The sequence below is a fragment of the Arthrobacter sp. 10T413_2 genome, from assembly GCF_056394205.1.
In genome coordinates, this window is the sequence record NZ_JBFTHK010000095.1 from 1 (window position 1) to 16,307 (window position 16,307).

Here is a 16,307-nt window from a genome sequence, read left to right on the forward strand (position 1 = left end):
GTTGACGACCTGCCCGGAATTGGCATGCCGTTCATCGGATACCTTCTGCGAGGCGGCAGGCAGTAATCAACTATGTGKAGGKAGTTCCGAATGTCCAGGTTCCCGAGAGGACGTCCAGCGAAGCGTGCTGACCATCAGCGGGGTGCGGCAGCTGTCGAACTTGCCCTCGTTCTGCCCCTGCTACTGTCCTTGATCCTGGGAGTGATCGACTTCGGCATGGCCTTCGGGCAAACCATCAATCTCCAAGGCCTTGCACGGGAAGCGGCGCGACAGGGCGTGACGCAGGGCGACGTTATCGCAACCACAAGCCAGTCACACGGCTTGCTGGACACTACCAAGCTGGAGGTGAAGTTCGCTGTGGATTCCTCGGCAGGGGCTCCCGGCGTCCTGGTCGTCTGCCTGCGCTACCCCCAGACCTCGCCGTCGGGTTTCTTTTCCTGGGCACTCAGCGGTGTCTTCGAGGCCAAAGCCGTGATGAAAATGGAAGGCGCCGCGACCGTGACGTCGGGCGCGCAGCACTGGAACGGTGGAACATGCACTCGCTAACGCCAGGAAGATCCCCCCGAACCGGCCGCAACCAGGATTCCCGGGAGCGTGGGGCGTCGATGGTCATCTTTGTCCTCCTCGTCCCTGTGCTCTTCGCAGGCGTCGCCATGGCCGTAGATCTCGGCCGGCTGCTGTATGAACGTGAACACCTGAGCAATGCCCTGGACGCGGCCGCGCTGRCGGGCGTTCAATCGCTCCCGAATGATCCGGTCGCAGCACGCAATGCTGCCCTGGCGTATGCCCGTGACAACGATCCCGCGGCGGACCCCGCCGTCAGTTTCTGGTGCGTGGTGGCTTCMTCGGGGGCTGCCAAGACTGTAGTCAGCAGCCAGATCCCCCGCGTCTGCAATCCTGGAGCAGTTACCGGAGCCAAGTGCAACCAGACGATCTGCGCGATCCCCTGCACCCCCGGTAGCGGCCACACCTGCAACACCATCACCGTGACCGATGATAAGAATGTCCCCTTCTCATTCGCCCCCGTGATCGGAATCGACACCGGAAACACCGGTTCGCTCGCCTCCGACGCCTGCCGTGGCTCTTGCGGGGCGCAGGCCCCTAACCCCATGGACGTCGTCCTTGTGGCGGACCGCACGGGCAGTATGAGCACCGCTGATCGAAACCTCATGGTCACTGGCATCAAGAACACCCTCCAGACCATGACCAAGGACCAGCAGTACGTGGCGCTGGGAACGATCCACCGCAGCAGTGCCTCCCCCGGAAGCTGCATCACGACGCCCTCCATCTCGGCCACGACCGGCCCGTGGATTCCCGTCCCCTTCTCCAACAACTACACGCTGACCCCTGGCTCTCCCGGCGGGACACCGCCATTGAACACCAGCAGCACGCTGGTCAGCGGGCTGAACTGCCTCACCGCCTCCAGCGGGGGCACCTACCTCGCATCGCCGATGAAAGCCGCCGCGCGCTACGTCCTCGGCCTGGCCGCGAACAACCTCGCCAGCCTGCCCGCGCGCTCCCTTCCCGCGCGCAAGGGCATCATCTTCGAAACCGACGGAGAACCCAACGAGCAGAACATCACAGGCAGCACCTCTTTGAACAACTCAGGCGATATCGGCAGCACGAACGGCACCAGCGCGTGCAACAACCTCAAGACTGTCGCAACGAACGCCAAGACCCAAAGCGTCCTGATCGTCACCGTGGCATTCGGATCCGCAACCACGGCACGATGCGCCAGCGGCGGAGAGCTGGTGCGCAATGTCCTCGCCACTGCGGCCTCACCGGATTMGCAAGGCAACCTTAGCGACGCCGACAACGACTGCTCGACACCGGCGCTGAGAGCCGTTGAGAACGCCGACGGAGACTACTTCTACTGCGCAGCCAGCGGATCCGAACTCGGCCCGATCTTCGTCTCTGCCGTCAATGCAATCAACCCCACATCCCACCTGATCCAAATCCCAAGCTGACAGCTTATACTCGTCGGCCGCAAGCGTCCGATGCGGCCCGGGGCGCAAACAAGCCTCAAGGTTTCCGCAGGATAGACCGGAGTCCCCGGCTTCGACCGAATCAGCAAGTAGCGTGGGCACATGTCCCTTCCCAGCGCCTGCCCCGACGACGGAGATGCGAGCATGGTCCTCGCCCCCACAGCCTCCCCCGGACTACCGGCCCCCGCCCTCACGGCGGCCAGTGCCCTGGTGGCGGATCTCCCGGCGGTCGCCCCGCTCGTGGACCCTGCGGCGCTCCAGGACCTTGGTGTCCAGCTCGACAGTCCGGCCGTGGCGAAGGGATTCGCCAGGGATTACACCAAGATGTGGGACCAGCGCTACCGCTCGCTCGCGTCAGCCCTGGAGCGCGGCGACCTCGCAGGGTCTATGGACGCGGTGCTGAGCCTGAAGACGTCCTCCGCGATGGTGGGCGGCCTGCGCCTGGCCCAGCTCGCCGGCGAGCTGGAGGGCGCGCTGAGGGCCGGGAACATAGACCATGCCCTCTCCCTCCTGCACGACGTCGCCGAACGCGGCGACGAAACCGTTGACGAGCTTCAATTCAGCTATGTCCTGTGGGACAGCTAGGCCTGCCGGGAACGCTGGCCCGTCCACTCAAGGCAGCTGCCCGGCGATGCGCCGGGCGCGGGCCGGGGACTCATCGCGGGCGCGGCGCTGAGCGCGGTTCCCGCGCGGGGCTACCGCTCCGGTGCCAGCCGGTAGCCCACGCCGCGGACGGTCTGCAGCCAGCGCGGCTGCACCGGGTCCTCGCCGAGTTTCCGCCGGAGGTTGCCGATGTGCACCTCGACGGCGCGTTCATCGGATTCGCTGATGTAGGCGTCCGCCCGGTAGTAGTCCCCCCGCACGACCCTCACCAGTTCGGTCTTGGACCGCACCGCGCCGGCACCCTTGAGCAGGGCGTGCAGAAGATCAAACTCGCTGCGGGTCAGGCCGACGGGCTCGCCGTCGACGCTCACGGACCGGGTCTCCGGGTTCAGCTCCAGCCGATTGTGCCGCAGCACCGGAGCCTGGGACGCCGCAGGGACGGCTTGGGCACCGGGATCCGTTGCTGGAACAAGTGCGGCCTGGAGAACCTGCCGCGGCCGGCGCATCATCGCACCGACGCGGGCACGCAACTCACGGGGACGGAAAGGCTTCGCCAGGAAGTCATCCGCACCGGTGTGGAATGCCGTCAACGTATMGAGTTCGTCGGTACGGGCCGTCAACATGACCACGTAGGCGTCGCTKAACTCGCGAATCCGACGCAGCACCTCGAAACCGTCGATATCGGGAAGCCCGACATCCAAGGTGACCACGCTGGCCTCCTGCTGCCGGATGACGTCGACGCCTTCCCTGCCGCCGGCCGCAGAATGAACTTCGAAGCCGGCTTGGCTCAATACCGCTTCGACAAGGTTCCGAACATCTTCGTCGTCTTCAACTACGACGGCKACTCCCAGGTCGGTCATGGCCCCCCTCATGTGGCACGCTACGCTACCGTCCGCGGATGCGGCKGCAACACTGGATCCGCCGGCCCCCACCGGCATTGCCAGAATACCCACGGTAGGGGGCAAAACCTCGGCGGCTCAGTAACAGAAATAGCAAAACTTCGATTTATGTCAAGTTTGCGTGACACGAGGTGTAAAACTGAAGCAACGAGAAAGGGGCGCGGCGTCTTTGGCTAGACAACGGCTGATCCGGGGTGCGGATCGATACGTCAAGGCATTGGGGCCCCKCGCGCGGGTCCTAATCTGCCAGTTGCCGTTGGCCGTCATGATGGCCKGAGTCCTCCTCGCCGCCCCCGCCGCCTGGCCCGGTCTTCTGGAGAGCCCCTTGTGCYGGTTCGCCCTCGGCCTGCAGGGCGCACTCCTGGCGGCCTGCGTMCTGGTTCCCTGGCAGCGCTTCGGGCCGTTGGCGCCGCTGATCATCCCCGTCCTGGATCTGGTCGCCGTCGGGCTTCTCCGGGATGGCGGCGCGGCGGGGCTGCCGGATCCCGGGGTGCTCTCGGTCCTGCCCGTGGTGTGGATTTCGGCGTCYAGCCTGTCCGCGCCCGCAAGCCTTTCTCTCAGTTTTACAGTCCCATTGCTGGCGGCGCTGCCCTGGCTCCTCGCAGACCCKGCAGCACCGGTGGCCGCCCGCGCAGCTGAKGCCATGCTGGTCCCGCTGATGATGCTCGCCGTCTCCCTTGCCATGCGGTTCGCGCGGGCGCGTCTGCGGCACGAGCAGTGGCGGATCAAATCCAAGGAAGCCGAACTGCAGGCCCTGCTCGCGGACAGCAGGGAACGCGAGCGGCTCCTGAACACCATTCTTGACACTGTCGACGTCGGGATCGTGGCAGTGGACGCCGACGGCCGCCGCCTGCTGACCAACAGCTGGCAGACGCAGCTGGAAGAATCCGCAGAGTCGTCGGTGTCGGCGTCTCCGGCGGAAGAAGGCCAGCTGGTGCTGACAGGTCAGGACAGAAGCACGCCGCTGCYGCTGGAACGCCGTCCCCTCCGGCGGGCGCTGGGCGGCGAGTCCTTTGCCGATTACCTCGTCTGCTTCGGCRAGGCGGCGGACAGCCGGGTGGTCTCCACGGGGGCCCGGCCCCTGAAAAACGACGACGGCGACTTCCGCGGGGCTGTGGTGGTGTTCAACGAGGTCACCGGCCTCGTGGACGCCCTCGCCGCGAAGGACGAGGTCGTTTCGACCGTCTCCCATGAATTCCGCACGCCGCTGACGTCCATCATCGGCAACCTCGACCTCGTGCTCGCCGACACGGAGGGCCTGGACAGTCCCGTGGTACGCCGCATCGAAGTCGCGCAGCGCAACGCGGAGCGGCTGCTGGCCCTGGTATCGGACCTTCTGATGTCCGCCAGTTCAGCGGTCCATGTCCATCCCCGCCGCACGGACCTCGCCGGGCTCGTGGAAGCCAGCCTCGGTTCGGCCCAGGCACATGCGCAGGCGTCCCGTGTTGACCTCAGCATGGACGTCYGGGGCCCGCTCTGGGCCCATGTGGATCCGCTCCGGATCAGCCAGGCCCTGGACAACCTCGTTTCCAACGCGATCAAGTACTCCCCCGACGGCGGATCGGTGCGGGTCTCGGCCAGCACCGGCGACGGTTTGGTGCGCCTCCACGTCGCAGACACGGGCATGGGCATGACGGCCGCCGATGCCCGGCKGGTCTTCACCCGTTTCTTCCGCAGCCCGGCCGTCCGCGAGGGGTCGATTCCGGGGGCCGGCCTGGGCCTGTCCATCACCAAGGCCATCGTGGAACGGCACGGCGGATCCATCTCCTGCCGCACGCTTCCAGGCCACGGGAGCACGTTCACCATGGAGCTCCCCGCAGACGGTCCCCCGGCGGCGTTCTAGGATTAGCGGCCCACGATCGTTCGGTGCTAGCCCGAGGTCGCCGGATTTCAGGAACCCGGAGTCCGGCGGCCTCTACGCCCGCAGCGCCCTGGTCAGTTCGGCCCGGGCCAGCAACCCGCTGTCCGACGGGTAGGCCACTTCCTCCAGCACCAGCGGATGCGGGGCAGCCAGCACCGAGCGGGCGTTGCGCTGCCGGGCAAGCAGCCGCTCGTAAAGCCACCCCGGAGCCTCCGCGCCTTCCCCCACGTACAGGGCCGAGCCCACCAGGGAGCGGACCATGTTGTGGCAGAACGCGTCGGCCTGGACGGTAGCGACAATGACGCCGTCGGTGCCGCGAGTGAATTCAAAGCGCTGCAGTTCGCGGATGGTGGTGGCGCCCTCGCGGGGCTTGCAGTAGGAGCGGAAGTCCTGCAGCCCAAGCAGCTGCACGGCACCCTCATTCAGCAGCCCGACGTCGAGCGGGCTTTTGTGCCAGAGGGTCGAATAGCGCCCCAGCGGGTCCCACAGGGCCGGGCCGTCCGCGATCCGGTACGAATAGCGGCGCCACAGGGCGGAGAACCGGGCGTCGAACCCCTCGGGCGCGACGGTCACCCGGTGGACCTCGATCGCCCCGCTGAGGTCCCCCAGCCCCCGGCTCAGGGCGCCGCGGAGGCGCCGGACCAGGGCGACGGCGGGATCAAGTTCAACGCCACGGTTCAGCCCCTGCCACTCGGCTTCACTGAGGTCCAGGTGGACCACCTGCCCCCGCGCGTGCACCCCGGCGTCGGTCCGGCCGGCCACCGTGACGCGCACGGGCCGGCGGACCAGCAACGCCAATGCCTCTTCCAGGACGCCCTGGACGGTGCGCAGCCCCGGCTGCACGGCCCAGCCGCTGAAGGGGCCGCCGTCGTACGCCAAATCCAGCCGGATACGCAAAAACCCGCCGCCCCCCAAAACGGGGGCAGCGGGTTTGAGCTTGTTCATAGACTTAAGTCTATAAGAAGGGTTTGGCGAATTACTTCGCGTCCTTCTCGGAGTCAGCGGCAGCTTCCTCAGCGGCCRGAGCCTCTTCGGTAGCTTCAGCTTCGGGAGCCTCGGCAGCGGGGGCCTCTTCGGTCTCGGCAACTTCGGTCTCAGCAACCGGAGCAGCTTCAGCCTTCTCGGCGTCCTTCTTGTCGGCATCGCGCTTAGCGGCGGAAGTAGCCTCGGCTACGACGGCCTGCTTGGCGGAAACCGGCTCGAGCACCAGTTCGATGACAGCCATGGGAGCGTTGTCGCCCTTGCGGTTGCCGATCTTGGTGATGCGGGTGTAGCCGCCATCGCGGTTCTCCACTGCCTGTGCAATGTCGGTGAACAGCTCGTGGACGACGCCCTTGTTGCTGATCAGGCCGAGTACACGACGGCGGGAAGCGAGGTCGCCACGCTTGGCGAAAGTCACCAGGCGCTCAGCGTACGGCTTCAGGCGCTTGGCCTTGGTCACCGTGGTGGTGATCCGCTTGTGCTCGAACAGTGCGGCGGACAGGTTCGCGAGCATAAGACGCTCGTGAGCCGCTCCGCCTCCGAGGCGCGGACCCTTAGCGGGGGTAGGCATAATAGTTTCTCCTCATATGGAAGCCGTCGGGCTGCGCACGCCAAGGTGCATCCAGCCGGCCGGCCAAGATCTGTTGGTTAGAGCTCGTCGTMGCTGAACGCGGCGTCGTCCTCTTCGATGGCTGCGGCACGTGCTGCCAGATCGAAACCGGGAGGGGAGTCCTTGAGGGACAGACCCAGTTCGACCAGCTTGGCCTTGACCTCATCGATGGACTTCGCACCGAAGTTGCGGATGTCCATGAGGTCAGCCTCGGAGCGGGCAACGAGTTCACCCACGGTGTGGATGCCCTCACGCTTGAGGCAGTTGTAGGAACGGACCGTCAGGTCCAGATCCTCGATCGGCAGAGCCATGTCGGCTGCCAGGGCAGCGTCCGTCGGCGACGGGCCGATCTCGATACCTTCAGCTGCGGTGTTCAGCTCGCGGGCCAGACCGAACAGTTCCACCAGGGTGGTACCGGCCGAAGCAACGGCGTCGCGCGGAGCGATTGCCTGCTTGGTCTCGACGTCGACAATGAGCTTGTCGAAGTCAGTGCGCTGCTCAACACGGGTAGCTTCCACGCGGAAAGTAACCTTCAGGACCGGCGAGTAGATCGAGTCGACCGGAATGCGGCCGATCTCGGAGTCGCCGGACTTGTTCTGAGCTGCCGAAACGTAGCCGCGGCCGCGCTCGATGGTCAGTTCGAGCTCGAACTTGCCCTTCGAGTTCAGCGTGGCAATGTGCAGATCCGGGTTGTGGAATTCGACGCCGGCCGGCGGAGCGATGTCCGCGGCGGTGACGACTCCCGGGCCCTGCTTGCGCAGGTAAGCAACAACCGGCTCGTCGTGCTCGGAGGAAACCGACAGGTTCTTGATGTTCAGGATGATCTCAGTGACATCTTCCTTGACACCCGGAACCGTGGTGAACTCGTGCAGCACGCCATMGATCCGAATGCTCGTGACAGAGGCACCAGGGATCGAGGAGAGCAGGGTACGACGGAGGGAGTTTCCGAGGGTGTAACCAAAGCCCGGCTCAAGCGGTTCGATGATGAACCGGGAGCGGTTTTCGGAGACGACCTCTTCGGAGAGGGTGGGGCGCTGTGCAATGAGCACTTAGGTTTCCTTTCGGCGAGCATCCGCTATATGACGCAACACAGGTGGTGGAAAGAGTCGGTCTGAAGACTTAACGCGGCCGGGCCTGCCCGGACCGGTGAGGGTCCGGGCAAGCTCCTGGGCGTTGGAAAGCCTTAGACGCGGCGGCGCTTCGGCGGACGGCAGCCGTTGTGGGCGCTGGGGGTGACGTCCTGGATGGAGCCAACCTCGAGGCCAGCGGCCTGCAGCGAACGGATGGCGGTTTCGCGTCCGGAACCCGGTCCCTTGACGAACACGTCGACCTTGCGCATGCCGTGCTCCTGTGCACGCTTTGCGGCGGCTTCGGCGGCCATCTGGGCAGCGAACGGGGTGGACTTACGCGAGCCCTTGAAGCCAACCTCACCGGACGAAGCCCAGGAGATGACAGCACCGTTCGGGTCCGTGATGGACACGATGGTGTTGTTAAAGGTGCTCTTGATGTGCGCCTGGCCCAGCGCGATATTCTTCTTGTCCTTCTTACGCGGCTTGCGAACCGCGCCACGAGTCTTCGGGGGCATTTTTTCTCCTACAGAAAGTTATTGGGGGAAAGCCTACGCTTGGGCCCACACTTGCCGGGTTCCTTGAAATCGCGCCAGCGATTTTAGGGGGCAAGTGGGGATTAACGAGCCTTCTTCTTGCCGGCGACGGTACGCTTCGGGCCCTTGCGGGTACGGGCGTTGGTCTTCGTACGCTGTCCGCGTACGGGCAGGCCMTTGCGGTGACGCAGGCCTTCGTAGCTGCCGATCTCAACCTTGCGGCGGATGTCGGCGGCTACCTCGCGGCGAAGGTCACCCTCAACCTTGTAGTTGCCTTCGATGTAGTCACGCAGCTCGACCAGCTGCGCATCGGTCAGGTCCTTGACCCGAACGTCAGCGCTGATGCCGGTGGCAGCCAGGGTTTCGTGTGCACGGGTCTTGCCCACGCCATAGATGTAAGTAAGCGCAATTTCCAACCGCTTTTCGCGGGGAATGTCTACGCCAGCGAGACGAGCCATAGTGGCAGTGCTCCTTGTATAAACCGGAGGTCGTAGGCAGTACACCCGCACGTAAAGTGCGGCCCCAGCCTCCGACCGGGGGTTAGCTGTCCGGGCCCATTACGTCCCAGTTCAGCTTGTGCTGCCTTTTCTATTTACTTGCGTGGGTTAGCAACCCAGGGTTTTCCCGAAGAGKGAAATTAGCCCTGGCGCTGCTTGTGGCGCGGGTTCTCGCAGATCACCATGACCCGGCCATTACGGCGGATCACTTTGCACTTTTCGCAGATCTGCTTGACGCTCGGCTTGACCTTCATGGCATTCCTTTGCGTGTTGCAGTTGGTCAGCTGGACCGGCCTTCGGCTGTTGCTCTGGCCGCCCAGTGTTTACTTGTAGCGGTAGACGATACGACCACGTGTCAGGTCGTAAGGGCTMAGCTCCACCACTACGCGGTCCTCGGGGAGGATCCTGATGTAGTGCTKGCGCATCTTTCCAGAGATGTGTGCCAGAACGATGTGCTTGTTGGTGAGCTCAACGCGAAACATCGCGTTAGGCAGCGCCTCGGTCACAACGCCCTCGATCTCAATGACCCCGTCCTTCTTGGMCATACCCTCCGCTAACTGTTGTTGCCGCAGCCTCCCGATTTGCACCGGTCATGACTGCGGACGTTTTTGATTGATTGGTTGGTGCCACCCGACCACAAAAGGGCACAACGGGGCAGACAACCAACAGTCAACACTACGCCATTTTGGCGGGATTGTTAAATCCAGAGTTAAATCCAGCAATCCTAGCGCACTCAGCGTCCGTACGCACCTAGAGTGCCGGCCGGCGTCGTCACTGGCTCCGCCCGTTCGATCCCATCTAGGATGGCCAGGCGCACGACGTCGGCTGCCGCGCTCTGCAGCGTAATGAGGCTGATCTGGCGGGCCGCCGGGGTGCTGCGGTCCAGTGCGACGGCGCCGGTCGCCAGGGCGAACACGGTGTCGCCGTCGGCAAGGGTATGGCTTGGATTCAACGCCCGGGCCAGTCCGGCATGGGCCGCCGAGGCTGTGCGCTTGCACTCGGACTTGTCCAGGACGGCATCAGTGGCGACGACGACGAGCGTCGTGTTGAGCGGCTGCTCCGTTTCCGGTGCGCTTGGGCGACCCGAACCGGCTTCCGCCGCAGCAGGCGGAACCCTCTGCGTGCTCGCTCGTTCCTCGCTTAGACGCACGCTGCCGGGTTCCGCCTGCTGGGGCGGTGCGATGAATGGGAGTCCCAGCGCGTTGACTACCGCCAGCGCCGCTACAACAACGCCACTGTCTAGGGTGATGGAGGCGGTGCCTACTCCGCCCTTGTAGGTGCCACGGCCGATTGCTGCTCCTGTGCCGGCGCCGACGTTGCCCCGGTCGACGTCGTGGCCGTTGGCCCGGGCCCCGGCAGCTGCCGTGGCCGCATAGCCCATGGCCTCGCCTGGGCGTGCGGTGAAATCACCGCCGCGGCCGAGGTCGAAGATCGCGGCGGCCGGAACAATGGGGACAAGTCCTCCGGGGACGGCGAAGCCGCGGCCGTTCTCCTCGCACCAGCGCTGGGCGCCGTGCGCCGCTGCGAGGCCAAAGGCGCTCCCCCCGGTCAGGACGACGGCGTCCACKGTAGAGGACAGCGTGGTGGGATCCAGGGCGTCCGTCTCATGCGTTCCGGGGCCGCCGCCTCGGACATCCACCGAGCCCACCGTGCCGGGCGGCGGGAGAACCACCGTCACCCCGCTCAGCCAGCCGTCGTCCGACTTCTGCACATGGCCTACCCGGATCCCGGCGACGTCGGTGATCGCTCCCGTTGCTTTCATGGCTCCATTGTGCGCCTGCTGCAAGGTGCGGGGCAGGAGATGACGGGCGGTCGGTCCGAGCGGAGGGTTTTCCGGCCGCCGGCGTCGGCTCCGGCTTCCAAAACAAATGTTATGCAATCCTTCGGCGAACACTGCGTGAACGGTTTTGGAAGCCTCGAGCAACAATCTCGGGGACAGCCCGGATACGGGATTTCGCCCGTTAGGCATGTGGTGGAGTGAGTCAGGTCCCCCGCCCACCTGCCTGCCCTTCGGCCGGCCCGGATCCGTTAGAGACCCGAATGACCAGACTATTGACTGACCGGCCGCCCGCCGTTGCGGAGGCCGGGAAGGCCGGCCCGCGGCGACCCCGCTGGTCCGGCCGAACCCGCCGGGACTTCCTCGTCTTCCTGGCCCTCGCGCTCCCGAACCTCGCGCTGATCGCCGTGTTCACCTACCTGCCCCTGATCAACAACATCTACTACTCCACGCTGGACTGGACCCTCGGTTCCGCGTCCGCCACCGTAGTAGGGCTCGGGAACTACATCACGTTCTTCACGAGCCCCGACGCCGCGAACGTCCTGGGCACCACCGCCGTCTTCACCCTGGTAACGGTCGGCGGGTCCATGKTCCTGGGCCTATTGGTGGCCCTGGCGCTGAACTCCAAAGTCCGCGGCACCACCTTTGCCCGCTCTGCCGTGTTCGCGCCCTACGTGCTGAGCGGCGTCGGCGTCGGGCTCGTGTGGCTCTTCATCTTCGACCCCGGCTACGGGGTCCTGGMCTGGCTGCTGCGCGGCATCGGCCAGCAGAGCCMGCAGTGGATCAACGATCCCCAGCTGTCGCTGGTCATGGTGATCCTGGTCTACGTCTGGAAGAACCTCGGCTACTGCGCGGTGGTGTTCCTGGCCGGCCTGCAGTCGCTGCCGCAGGACGTCATGGAAGCGGCCGCCCTGGACGGCGCCAACGGCTTCCGGCGGTTTGTGAACATGTMCCTGCCGCTGCTCTCGCCCACCACGTTCTTCCTGCTCATCACCACCATGCTGAGTTCGCTCCAAGCCTTTGACCTGATCCGGATCATGACGCCGCTGGGCAATGGCACCAGCACCCTGATCTATGAGGCCTATCTGCAGGCCTTCGGCGCCTTCAACCGGGCCGGMTATTCGGCCGCCATCTCCGTTGTGCTCTTCGCAATCCTGCTCATCATCACCGTCCTCCAGTTGCGGTTCGTCGAACGGAAGGTGCACTACTCGTGAGCACGCTCTCGCCTGTCAGCCCCGATCCCGCCACCACCGGCGAGGGCCCCGCTCCCGGTGCAGACGGAGCTGCGGTACCCGGTGAAGCAACGGCGCCCGAGCGCGCCGTCACCCAAGCACCGCCCCGGCGCCCCGCGCCATTCTCCCGCGCCAACCTGGTCCAGACGATCGCCGGCGGCTACGTGCCGCTGATCCTGGCCACCCTGGTGGTGTTCCTGCCCCTGCTGTGGATGCTCCTGAGCTCCTTCAAGCAGCCGGGCGAGATCATCACCATGGATCTGAAACTCCTGCCGGACAGCGTGAACCTGGAGAACTACAAGACGGCCATGACCACCGTTCCGTTCGGGCAGTTCTTCATGAACAGCCTGATMGTCACCGCCGTGGGCTCCACCGTCAAGGTGATCCTGGCGATCCTGACCGCCTACGCCCTCGTGTTCGTCCGCTTCCCGTTCAAGAACGCCATCTTCGTGCTGATCCTCGTCGCCCTCATGGTCCCGCCGMAGGTGTCCATCCTGCCCAACTACATCCTGATCGCCGGGATGGGCGGCAAGAACACCTTGTGGGGCATCATCCTGCCGGGACTCGGCACCGCCTTCGGCACGTTCCTGCTGCGCCAGCACTTCCGGACGCTGCCCGGGTCCATCCTCGAGGCGGCGGAAATCGACGGCGCCGGCCACTGGCGCCGGCTGTGGCAGGTCGTGGCGCCGGTCTCCGTTCCTTCGATCGCCACGGTTGCCCTGGTAACTGTGGTCAGCGAGTGGAACGACTACATCTGGCCGCTCATCATCACGGACCGGCCCGAAACMATGACCCTCCCCGTCGGCCTGACACTGCTGCAGAACTCCGAGGGCAACGGCTCCGGCTGGGGCATCCTCATGGCMGGTGCCGTCCTCGTGATCGTCCCGATCCTGCTGGTCTTCGMCGCACTGCAACGCTATATCGTCGCAGGCCTCACGCAGGGCAGCGTCACGGGCTGACCCGGCCCGCGCCCACCSGCCACCCTCACGCCCGCCCGAACCACGCCCACTATCTCCGTCATCAGAACCAACGAGTCCGTACCTTTGAGAGGATCCACYGTGGCAATCAACCTTCACCGCCGGCATTTCCTGGGGCTGGCCGGCGCCAGCGCAGGAGCAGCAGCACTGGCCGCCTGCGGCGGCCCGTCGACCGCCGGCACGCCTGCCGCCACCGGCGCAKCCGAGATCGACTTCAGCGGCGTCAAGCCGGCCGCATCGTTCGATTTCTGGACTAACCACCCGGGCAAGTCCCAGGACGTGGAACAGTCCGTGATCKACAAGTTCCACGCGAAGTTCCCGGACATCAAGGTCAACCTCGTGACCGCAGGCGCCAACTACGAGGAAATCGCGCAGAAGTTCCAGACCTCCCAGGCCGCCAAGTCAGCGCTGCCCGGCCTCGTAGTCCTCTCGGACGTCTGGTGGTTCCGCTACTTCACCAACGGCAACATCATTCCCCTCGACGGCCTGGTCAAGCAGCTCGACATCAAGGTGGATGACTTCCAGAAGTCACTGGTTGCCGACTACCAGTACGCCGGCAAGCAGTGGGCGCTCCCCTAYGGCCGCTCCACCCCGCTGTTCTACTACAACAAGGACCACTTCAAGGCCGCGGGACTGCCGGACCGCGCACCCAAGACATGGCAGGAGTTCGGCGACTGGGCGCCCAAGCTCAAGGCCAGCTCCGGCGCGCAGTACGCCTACATCTACCCGGCGCTGGCCGGCTACGCGGGCTGGACCCTGCAGAACAATCTGTGGGGCTGGGGCGGCAGCTGGTCTGACGGCTGGACCGTCACCTGCGATTCCGCCGAGTCCGTCGCCGCACTGCAGTGGGCCCAGGACTCGATCTACAAGGACAAGTGGGCCGGGGTCTCTTCCAAGGAAGCCGCGGACGACTTTGCCGCGGGCATCACCTCAACCACCATCTCCTCCACCGGATCGCTCCTCGGCGTCCTGAAGTCCGCCAAGTTCAACGTGGGGGTCKGCTACCTCCCTGGCGGCCCGAAAGCCGAAAGCGGCGTCTGCCCCACGGGCGGGGCCGGGCTCGGCATTCCCAGCGGTGTCAGCAAGGAAGTCCAGCTCGCGGCGGCTACGTTCCTGAAGTTCATGACCGAACCGGAAAACACGGCGGCGTTCTCCGCGGCCACCGGCTATATGCCCACCCGCCTGTCGGCCGACATGGGGGCCGTGCTGGCCAAGACCCCGCAGATCAAGACCGCCATGGACCAGCTCGCTGTGACCCGGGTCCAGGACAACGCCCGGGTGTTCCTGCCCGGCGCGGACCAGGAGATGGCCAAGGCCGCCGCCGCGATCCTCACCCAGCAGGGCGACGTCAAGGCCACCATGGCCGGGCTAAAGACGACCCTCGAGGGGATCTACACGAAGGACGTGAAGCCGAAGCTCACAAGCTAACGGCGCGTCCCTCCCAACTAGCTMGCAGCAGCGGCCGTTTTGAGCACTCATAACGGCCACAACTGCGAGCTAGTTGGGTTAAGTGGGTCAGGGAATCGGGACGGGTACGACGCCGAGCGGGGCCAGTTTCGCCGCTCCGCCGTCCGGCGCCGAGAGGACCCAGATGCCTTTGTCATGGACGGCTACGGAATGCTCCCACTGGCAGGAGCGCTTGCCGTCAGTGGTGACCACCGTCCAGTCGTCGTCGAGCACGGCGGTGTCGATGCTGCCGCGGACCAGCATGGGCTCGATTGCAAGGCACAGTCCGGGGCGGATCTTCGGCCCGCGGTGKCCGGTGCGGTAGTTCAGGACGTCCGGGGCCATGTGCATCTCGGAGCCRATGCCGTGGCCCACGTAGTCCTCGAGGATGCCCAGCGGCTTGCCCGGCACCGAGGAGACGTAGTCGTCCACCGCGTTGCCGATGTCGCCGACGAACTTGCCGGTCGCCAGCGCGGCGATGCCCCGCCACATGGCTTCCTCAGTGACCTCGGACAGGCGCACGTCTTCGGGATCKGGGGTGCCGACAATCACGGTCCGGGCGGAATCGGAGTGCCAGCCGTCCACGATCGCGCCGCCGTCGATCGAGATGATGTCGCCGTCCGCCAGGACCCTGCTGCCGGGGATGCCGTGGACCACTTCCTCATTTACCGAGGTGCAGATGGTGGCCGGGAAGCCGTGATAGCCGAGGAAGTTGGATTTGGCGCCGGCGTCCTGGAGCACGGCCGAGAACACCTCGTCCAGCCGGGCGGTGGTGACGCCCGGAGCGGCCGCGGCAACCGCGGCATCCAGTGCCCGGCTCAGGACAAGCCCGGMCTCATGCATGGTGCGCATCTGGGCGTTGGTCTTGTATTCAATGCGGGGCTGGCCGAATGCCATCTCTACCTCAGTGCTTCATCTCGCGGCCCGGGCGGGTTTCCTCCCGGGCCTCCACTACGGGTCATCAGTTCAAGTCTTCAAACTCTATTCTCCCGCACGGCCGCGGCTGTCCGGAACGGAGGCGCCGGGGCGCCAAGGCGGCCGGCGMCCCGGGCTCCCCCGCATGCGGTCTCCACCGTCGGCCCGCAGGCACCAGCAAACGCCGAAGGGCGCGTCCCGTACACGTGGTACGGGACGCGCCCTTCGGGAACAGCAGGAGTGGATTAGGCGGCCTGGGCCGACTTGATCGCTTCCATGACGCGCTCGGTGACTTCATCAATGCCGCCGATGCCGTCCACCTGGGTCAGGATGCCGCGCTCGGCATACTTCTGCACAACGGGTTCGGTCTGGCCGTGGTAGAGGTCCAGCCGGTGACGGATAACGCCTTCGTTGTCGTCGCTTCGGCCGGTTTCCTTGGCACGGCCCAGGAGCCGCTTGACCAGTTCTTCATCGTCCGCKGTCAGCTGCAGGACGACGTCGAGCTTCTGGTCGCCGTCGGCCAGGATCGAGTCGAGGTAGTCCACCTGCGCGGTGGTGCGCGGGTAACCGTCCAGCAGGAAGCCGGGTTCGACGTCGTCCTCGCTGAGGCGGTCGCGCACCATCTTGTTGGTGACACTGTCCGGAACGAAGTCGCCGGCGTCCATGTACTTCTTGGCCTCGACGCCCAGCGGCGTCTCACCCTTGACGTTGGCGCGGAAGATATCTCCCGTGGAGATCGCAACGACGCCGAGGCGCTCCGAAATGCGTTCCGCCTGCGTTCCCTTGCCGGAGCCGGGAGGTCCGATAATCAACATTCTCGTCATCGCAAAAGCCCTTCGTAGTGACGTTGCTGTAGTTGCGCATCAATCTGCTTTACGGTCTCCAGACCGACGCCCACCATGATCAGGATCGAGGTGCCGC

At 65.5% G+C, this 16,307-nt stretch carries 18 protein-coding genes; 7 read left to right on the forward strand and 11 right to left on the reverse strand.

Going from position 1 to position 16,307, the window contains the following annotated elements; all coding sequences use genetic code 11:
- Positions 1-90: 90 nt before the first annotated feature.
- From AC1DBQ_RS14795 to AC1DBQ_RS14805, 3 genes are all read left to right on the forward strand, one after another.
- Complete coding sequence (locus AC1DBQ_RS14795; RefSeq protein ID WP_476929224.1) at positions 91-546, forward strand: TadE/TadG family type IV pilus assembly protein; 456 nt, start codon at positions 91-93, stop codon at positions 544-546.
- A 59-nt stretch (positions 547-605) separates the two neighbouring features.
- Positions 606-1,967 (forward strand): TadE/TadG family type IV pilus assembly protein, encoded by a 1,362-nt coding sequence (locus AC1DBQ_RS14800; RefSeq protein ID WP_476929225.1) that lies wholly within the window; start codon positions 606-608, stop codon positions 1,965-1,967.
- 120 nt (positions 1,968-2,087) lie between these two features.
- Positions 2,088-2,570, forward strand: coding sequence for an Hpt domain-containing protein (locus tag AC1DBQ_RS14805; protein WP_476929226.1), 483 nt, complete (start codon positions 2,088-2,090; stop codon positions 2,568-2,570).
- Between the two features lie 110 nt (positions 2,571-2,680).
- On the opposite strand, the gene AC1DBQ_RS14810 is transcribed toward AC1DBQ_RS14805, so the two are convergent.
- Positions 2,681-3,448: a response regulator transcription factor gene (locus AC1DBQ_RS14810; RefSeq protein WP_476929227.1), complete on the reverse strand. Its 768-nt coding sequence runs from the start codon at positions 3,446-3,448 to the stop codon at positions 2,681-2,683.
- 364 nt (positions 3,449-3,812) lie between these two features.
- Between AC1DBQ_RS14810 and AC1DBQ_RS14815 the strand changes: the two genes are divergently transcribed.
- A complete protein-coding gene (locus AC1DBQ_RS14815; RefSeq protein WP_476929228.1) occupies positions 3,813-5,330 on the forward strand; it encodes a sensor histidine kinase in 1,518 nt (505 codons plus the stop codon).
- 72 nt (positions 5,331-5,402) lie between these two features.
- On the opposite strand, the gene AC1DBQ_RS14820 is transcribed toward AC1DBQ_RS14815, so the two are convergent.
- From AC1DBQ_RS14820 to AC1DBQ_RS14855, 8 genes are all read right to left on the reverse strand, one after another.
- Entirely contained in the window at positions 5,403-6,293 is an 891-nt protein-coding gene (locus AC1DBQ_RS14820) for a tRNA pseudouridine synthase A (RefSeq protein WP_476929229.1), read from the reverse strand.
- Positions 6,294-6,324: 31 nt separating this feature from the next.
- Complete coding sequence (gene rplQ / locus AC1DBQ_RS14825) at positions 6,325-6,900, reverse strand: 50S ribosomal protein L17 (protein ID WP_476929230.1); 576 nt, start codon at positions 6,898-6,900, stop codon at positions 6,325-6,327.
- A 77-nt stretch (positions 6,901-6,977) separates the two neighbouring features.
- Positions 6,978-7,988, reverse strand: a complete 1,011-nt coding sequence (locus tag AC1DBQ_RS14830) for a DNA-directed RNA polymerase subunit alpha (protein WP_476929231.1) — start codon at positions 7,986-7,988, stop codon at positions 6,978-6,980.
- Between the two features lie 134 nt (positions 7,989-8,122).
- Complete coding sequence (rpsK, locus tag AC1DBQ_RS14835; RefSeq protein WP_018773682.1) at positions 8,123-8,524, reverse strand: 30S ribosomal protein S11; 402 nt, start codon at positions 8,522-8,524, stop codon at positions 8,123-8,125.
- A 101-nt stretch (positions 8,525-8,625) separates the two neighbouring features.
- On the reverse strand, positions 8,626-9,000 hold the full coding sequence (gene rpsM, locus AC1DBQ_RS14840; protein ID WP_476929232.1) for a 30S ribosomal protein S13: 375 nt from the start codon (positions 8,998-9,000) through the stop codon (positions 8,626-8,628).
- A gap of 179 nt (positions 9,001-9,179) precedes the next feature.
- Positions 9,180-9,293, reverse strand: coding sequence for a 50S ribosomal protein L36 (gene rpmJ, locus AC1DBQ_RS14845; protein ID WP_009358722.1), 114 nt, complete (start codon positions 9,291-9,293; stop codon positions 9,180-9,182).
- A 69-nt stretch (positions 9,294-9,362) separates the two neighbouring features.
- Positions 9,363-9,584 carry a translation initiation factor IF-1 gene (gene infA, locus AC1DBQ_RS14850; protein WP_476929233.1) on the reverse strand — a complete coding sequence of 74 codons (222 nt, stop codon included), beginning with the start codon at positions 9,582-9,584 and terminating at the stop codon, positions 9,363-9,365.
- 188 nt (positions 9,585-9,772) lie between these two features.
- Positions 9,773-10,801 carry a P1 family peptidase gene (locus tag AC1DBQ_RS14855; RefSeq protein ID WP_476929234.1) on the reverse strand — a complete coding sequence of 343 codons (1,029 nt, stop codon included), beginning with the start codon at positions 10,799-10,801 and terminating at the stop codon, positions 9,773-9,775.
- A 278-nt stretch (positions 10,802-11,079) separates the two neighbouring features.
- On the opposite strand from AC1DBQ_RS14855, the gene AC1DBQ_RS14860 reads away from it, so the two are divergent.
- The 3 genes from AC1DBQ_RS14860 to AC1DBQ_RS14870 all read left to right on the forward strand — a co-directional run bounded on the left by AC1DBQ_RS14860 (position 11,080) and on the right by AC1DBQ_RS14870 (position 14,453).
- Complete coding sequence (locus AC1DBQ_RS14860) at positions 11,080-12,030, forward strand: carbohydrate ABC transporter permease (protein WP_476929235.1); 951 nt, start codon at positions 11,080-11,082, stop codon at positions 12,028-12,030.
- Positions 12,031-12,185: 155 nt separating this feature from the next.
- Entirely contained in the window at positions 12,186-13,007 is an 822-nt protein-coding gene (locus AC1DBQ_RS14865; RefSeq protein WP_476929238.1) for a carbohydrate ABC transporter permease, read from the forward strand.
- Between the two features lie 99 nt (positions 13,008-13,106).
- Entirely contained in the window at positions 13,107-14,453 is a 1,347-nt protein-coding gene (locus AC1DBQ_RS14870; protein ID WP_476929236.1) for an ABC transporter substrate-binding protein, read from the forward strand.
- Between the two features lie 87 nt (positions 14,454-14,540).
- Here the strand turns inward: AC1DBQ_RS14870 and map are convergent, their stop codons facing one another.
- On the reverse strand, positions 14,541-15,368 hold the full coding sequence (gene map / locus AC1DBQ_RS14875; protein ID WP_476929237.1) for a type I methionyl aminopeptidase: 828 nt from the start codon (positions 15,366-15,368) through the stop codon (positions 14,541-14,543).
- A gap of 263 nt (positions 15,369-15,631) precedes the next feature.
- The gene (locus AC1DBQ_RS14880; protein ID WP_476929239.1) at positions 15,632-16,201 is read right to left on the reverse strand and encodes an adenylate kinase; all 570 of its coding nucleotides are present in this window, start codon (positions 16,199-16,201) and stop codon (positions 15,632-15,634) included.
- Between the last annotated feature and the right edge of the window lie 106 nt (positions 16,202-16,307).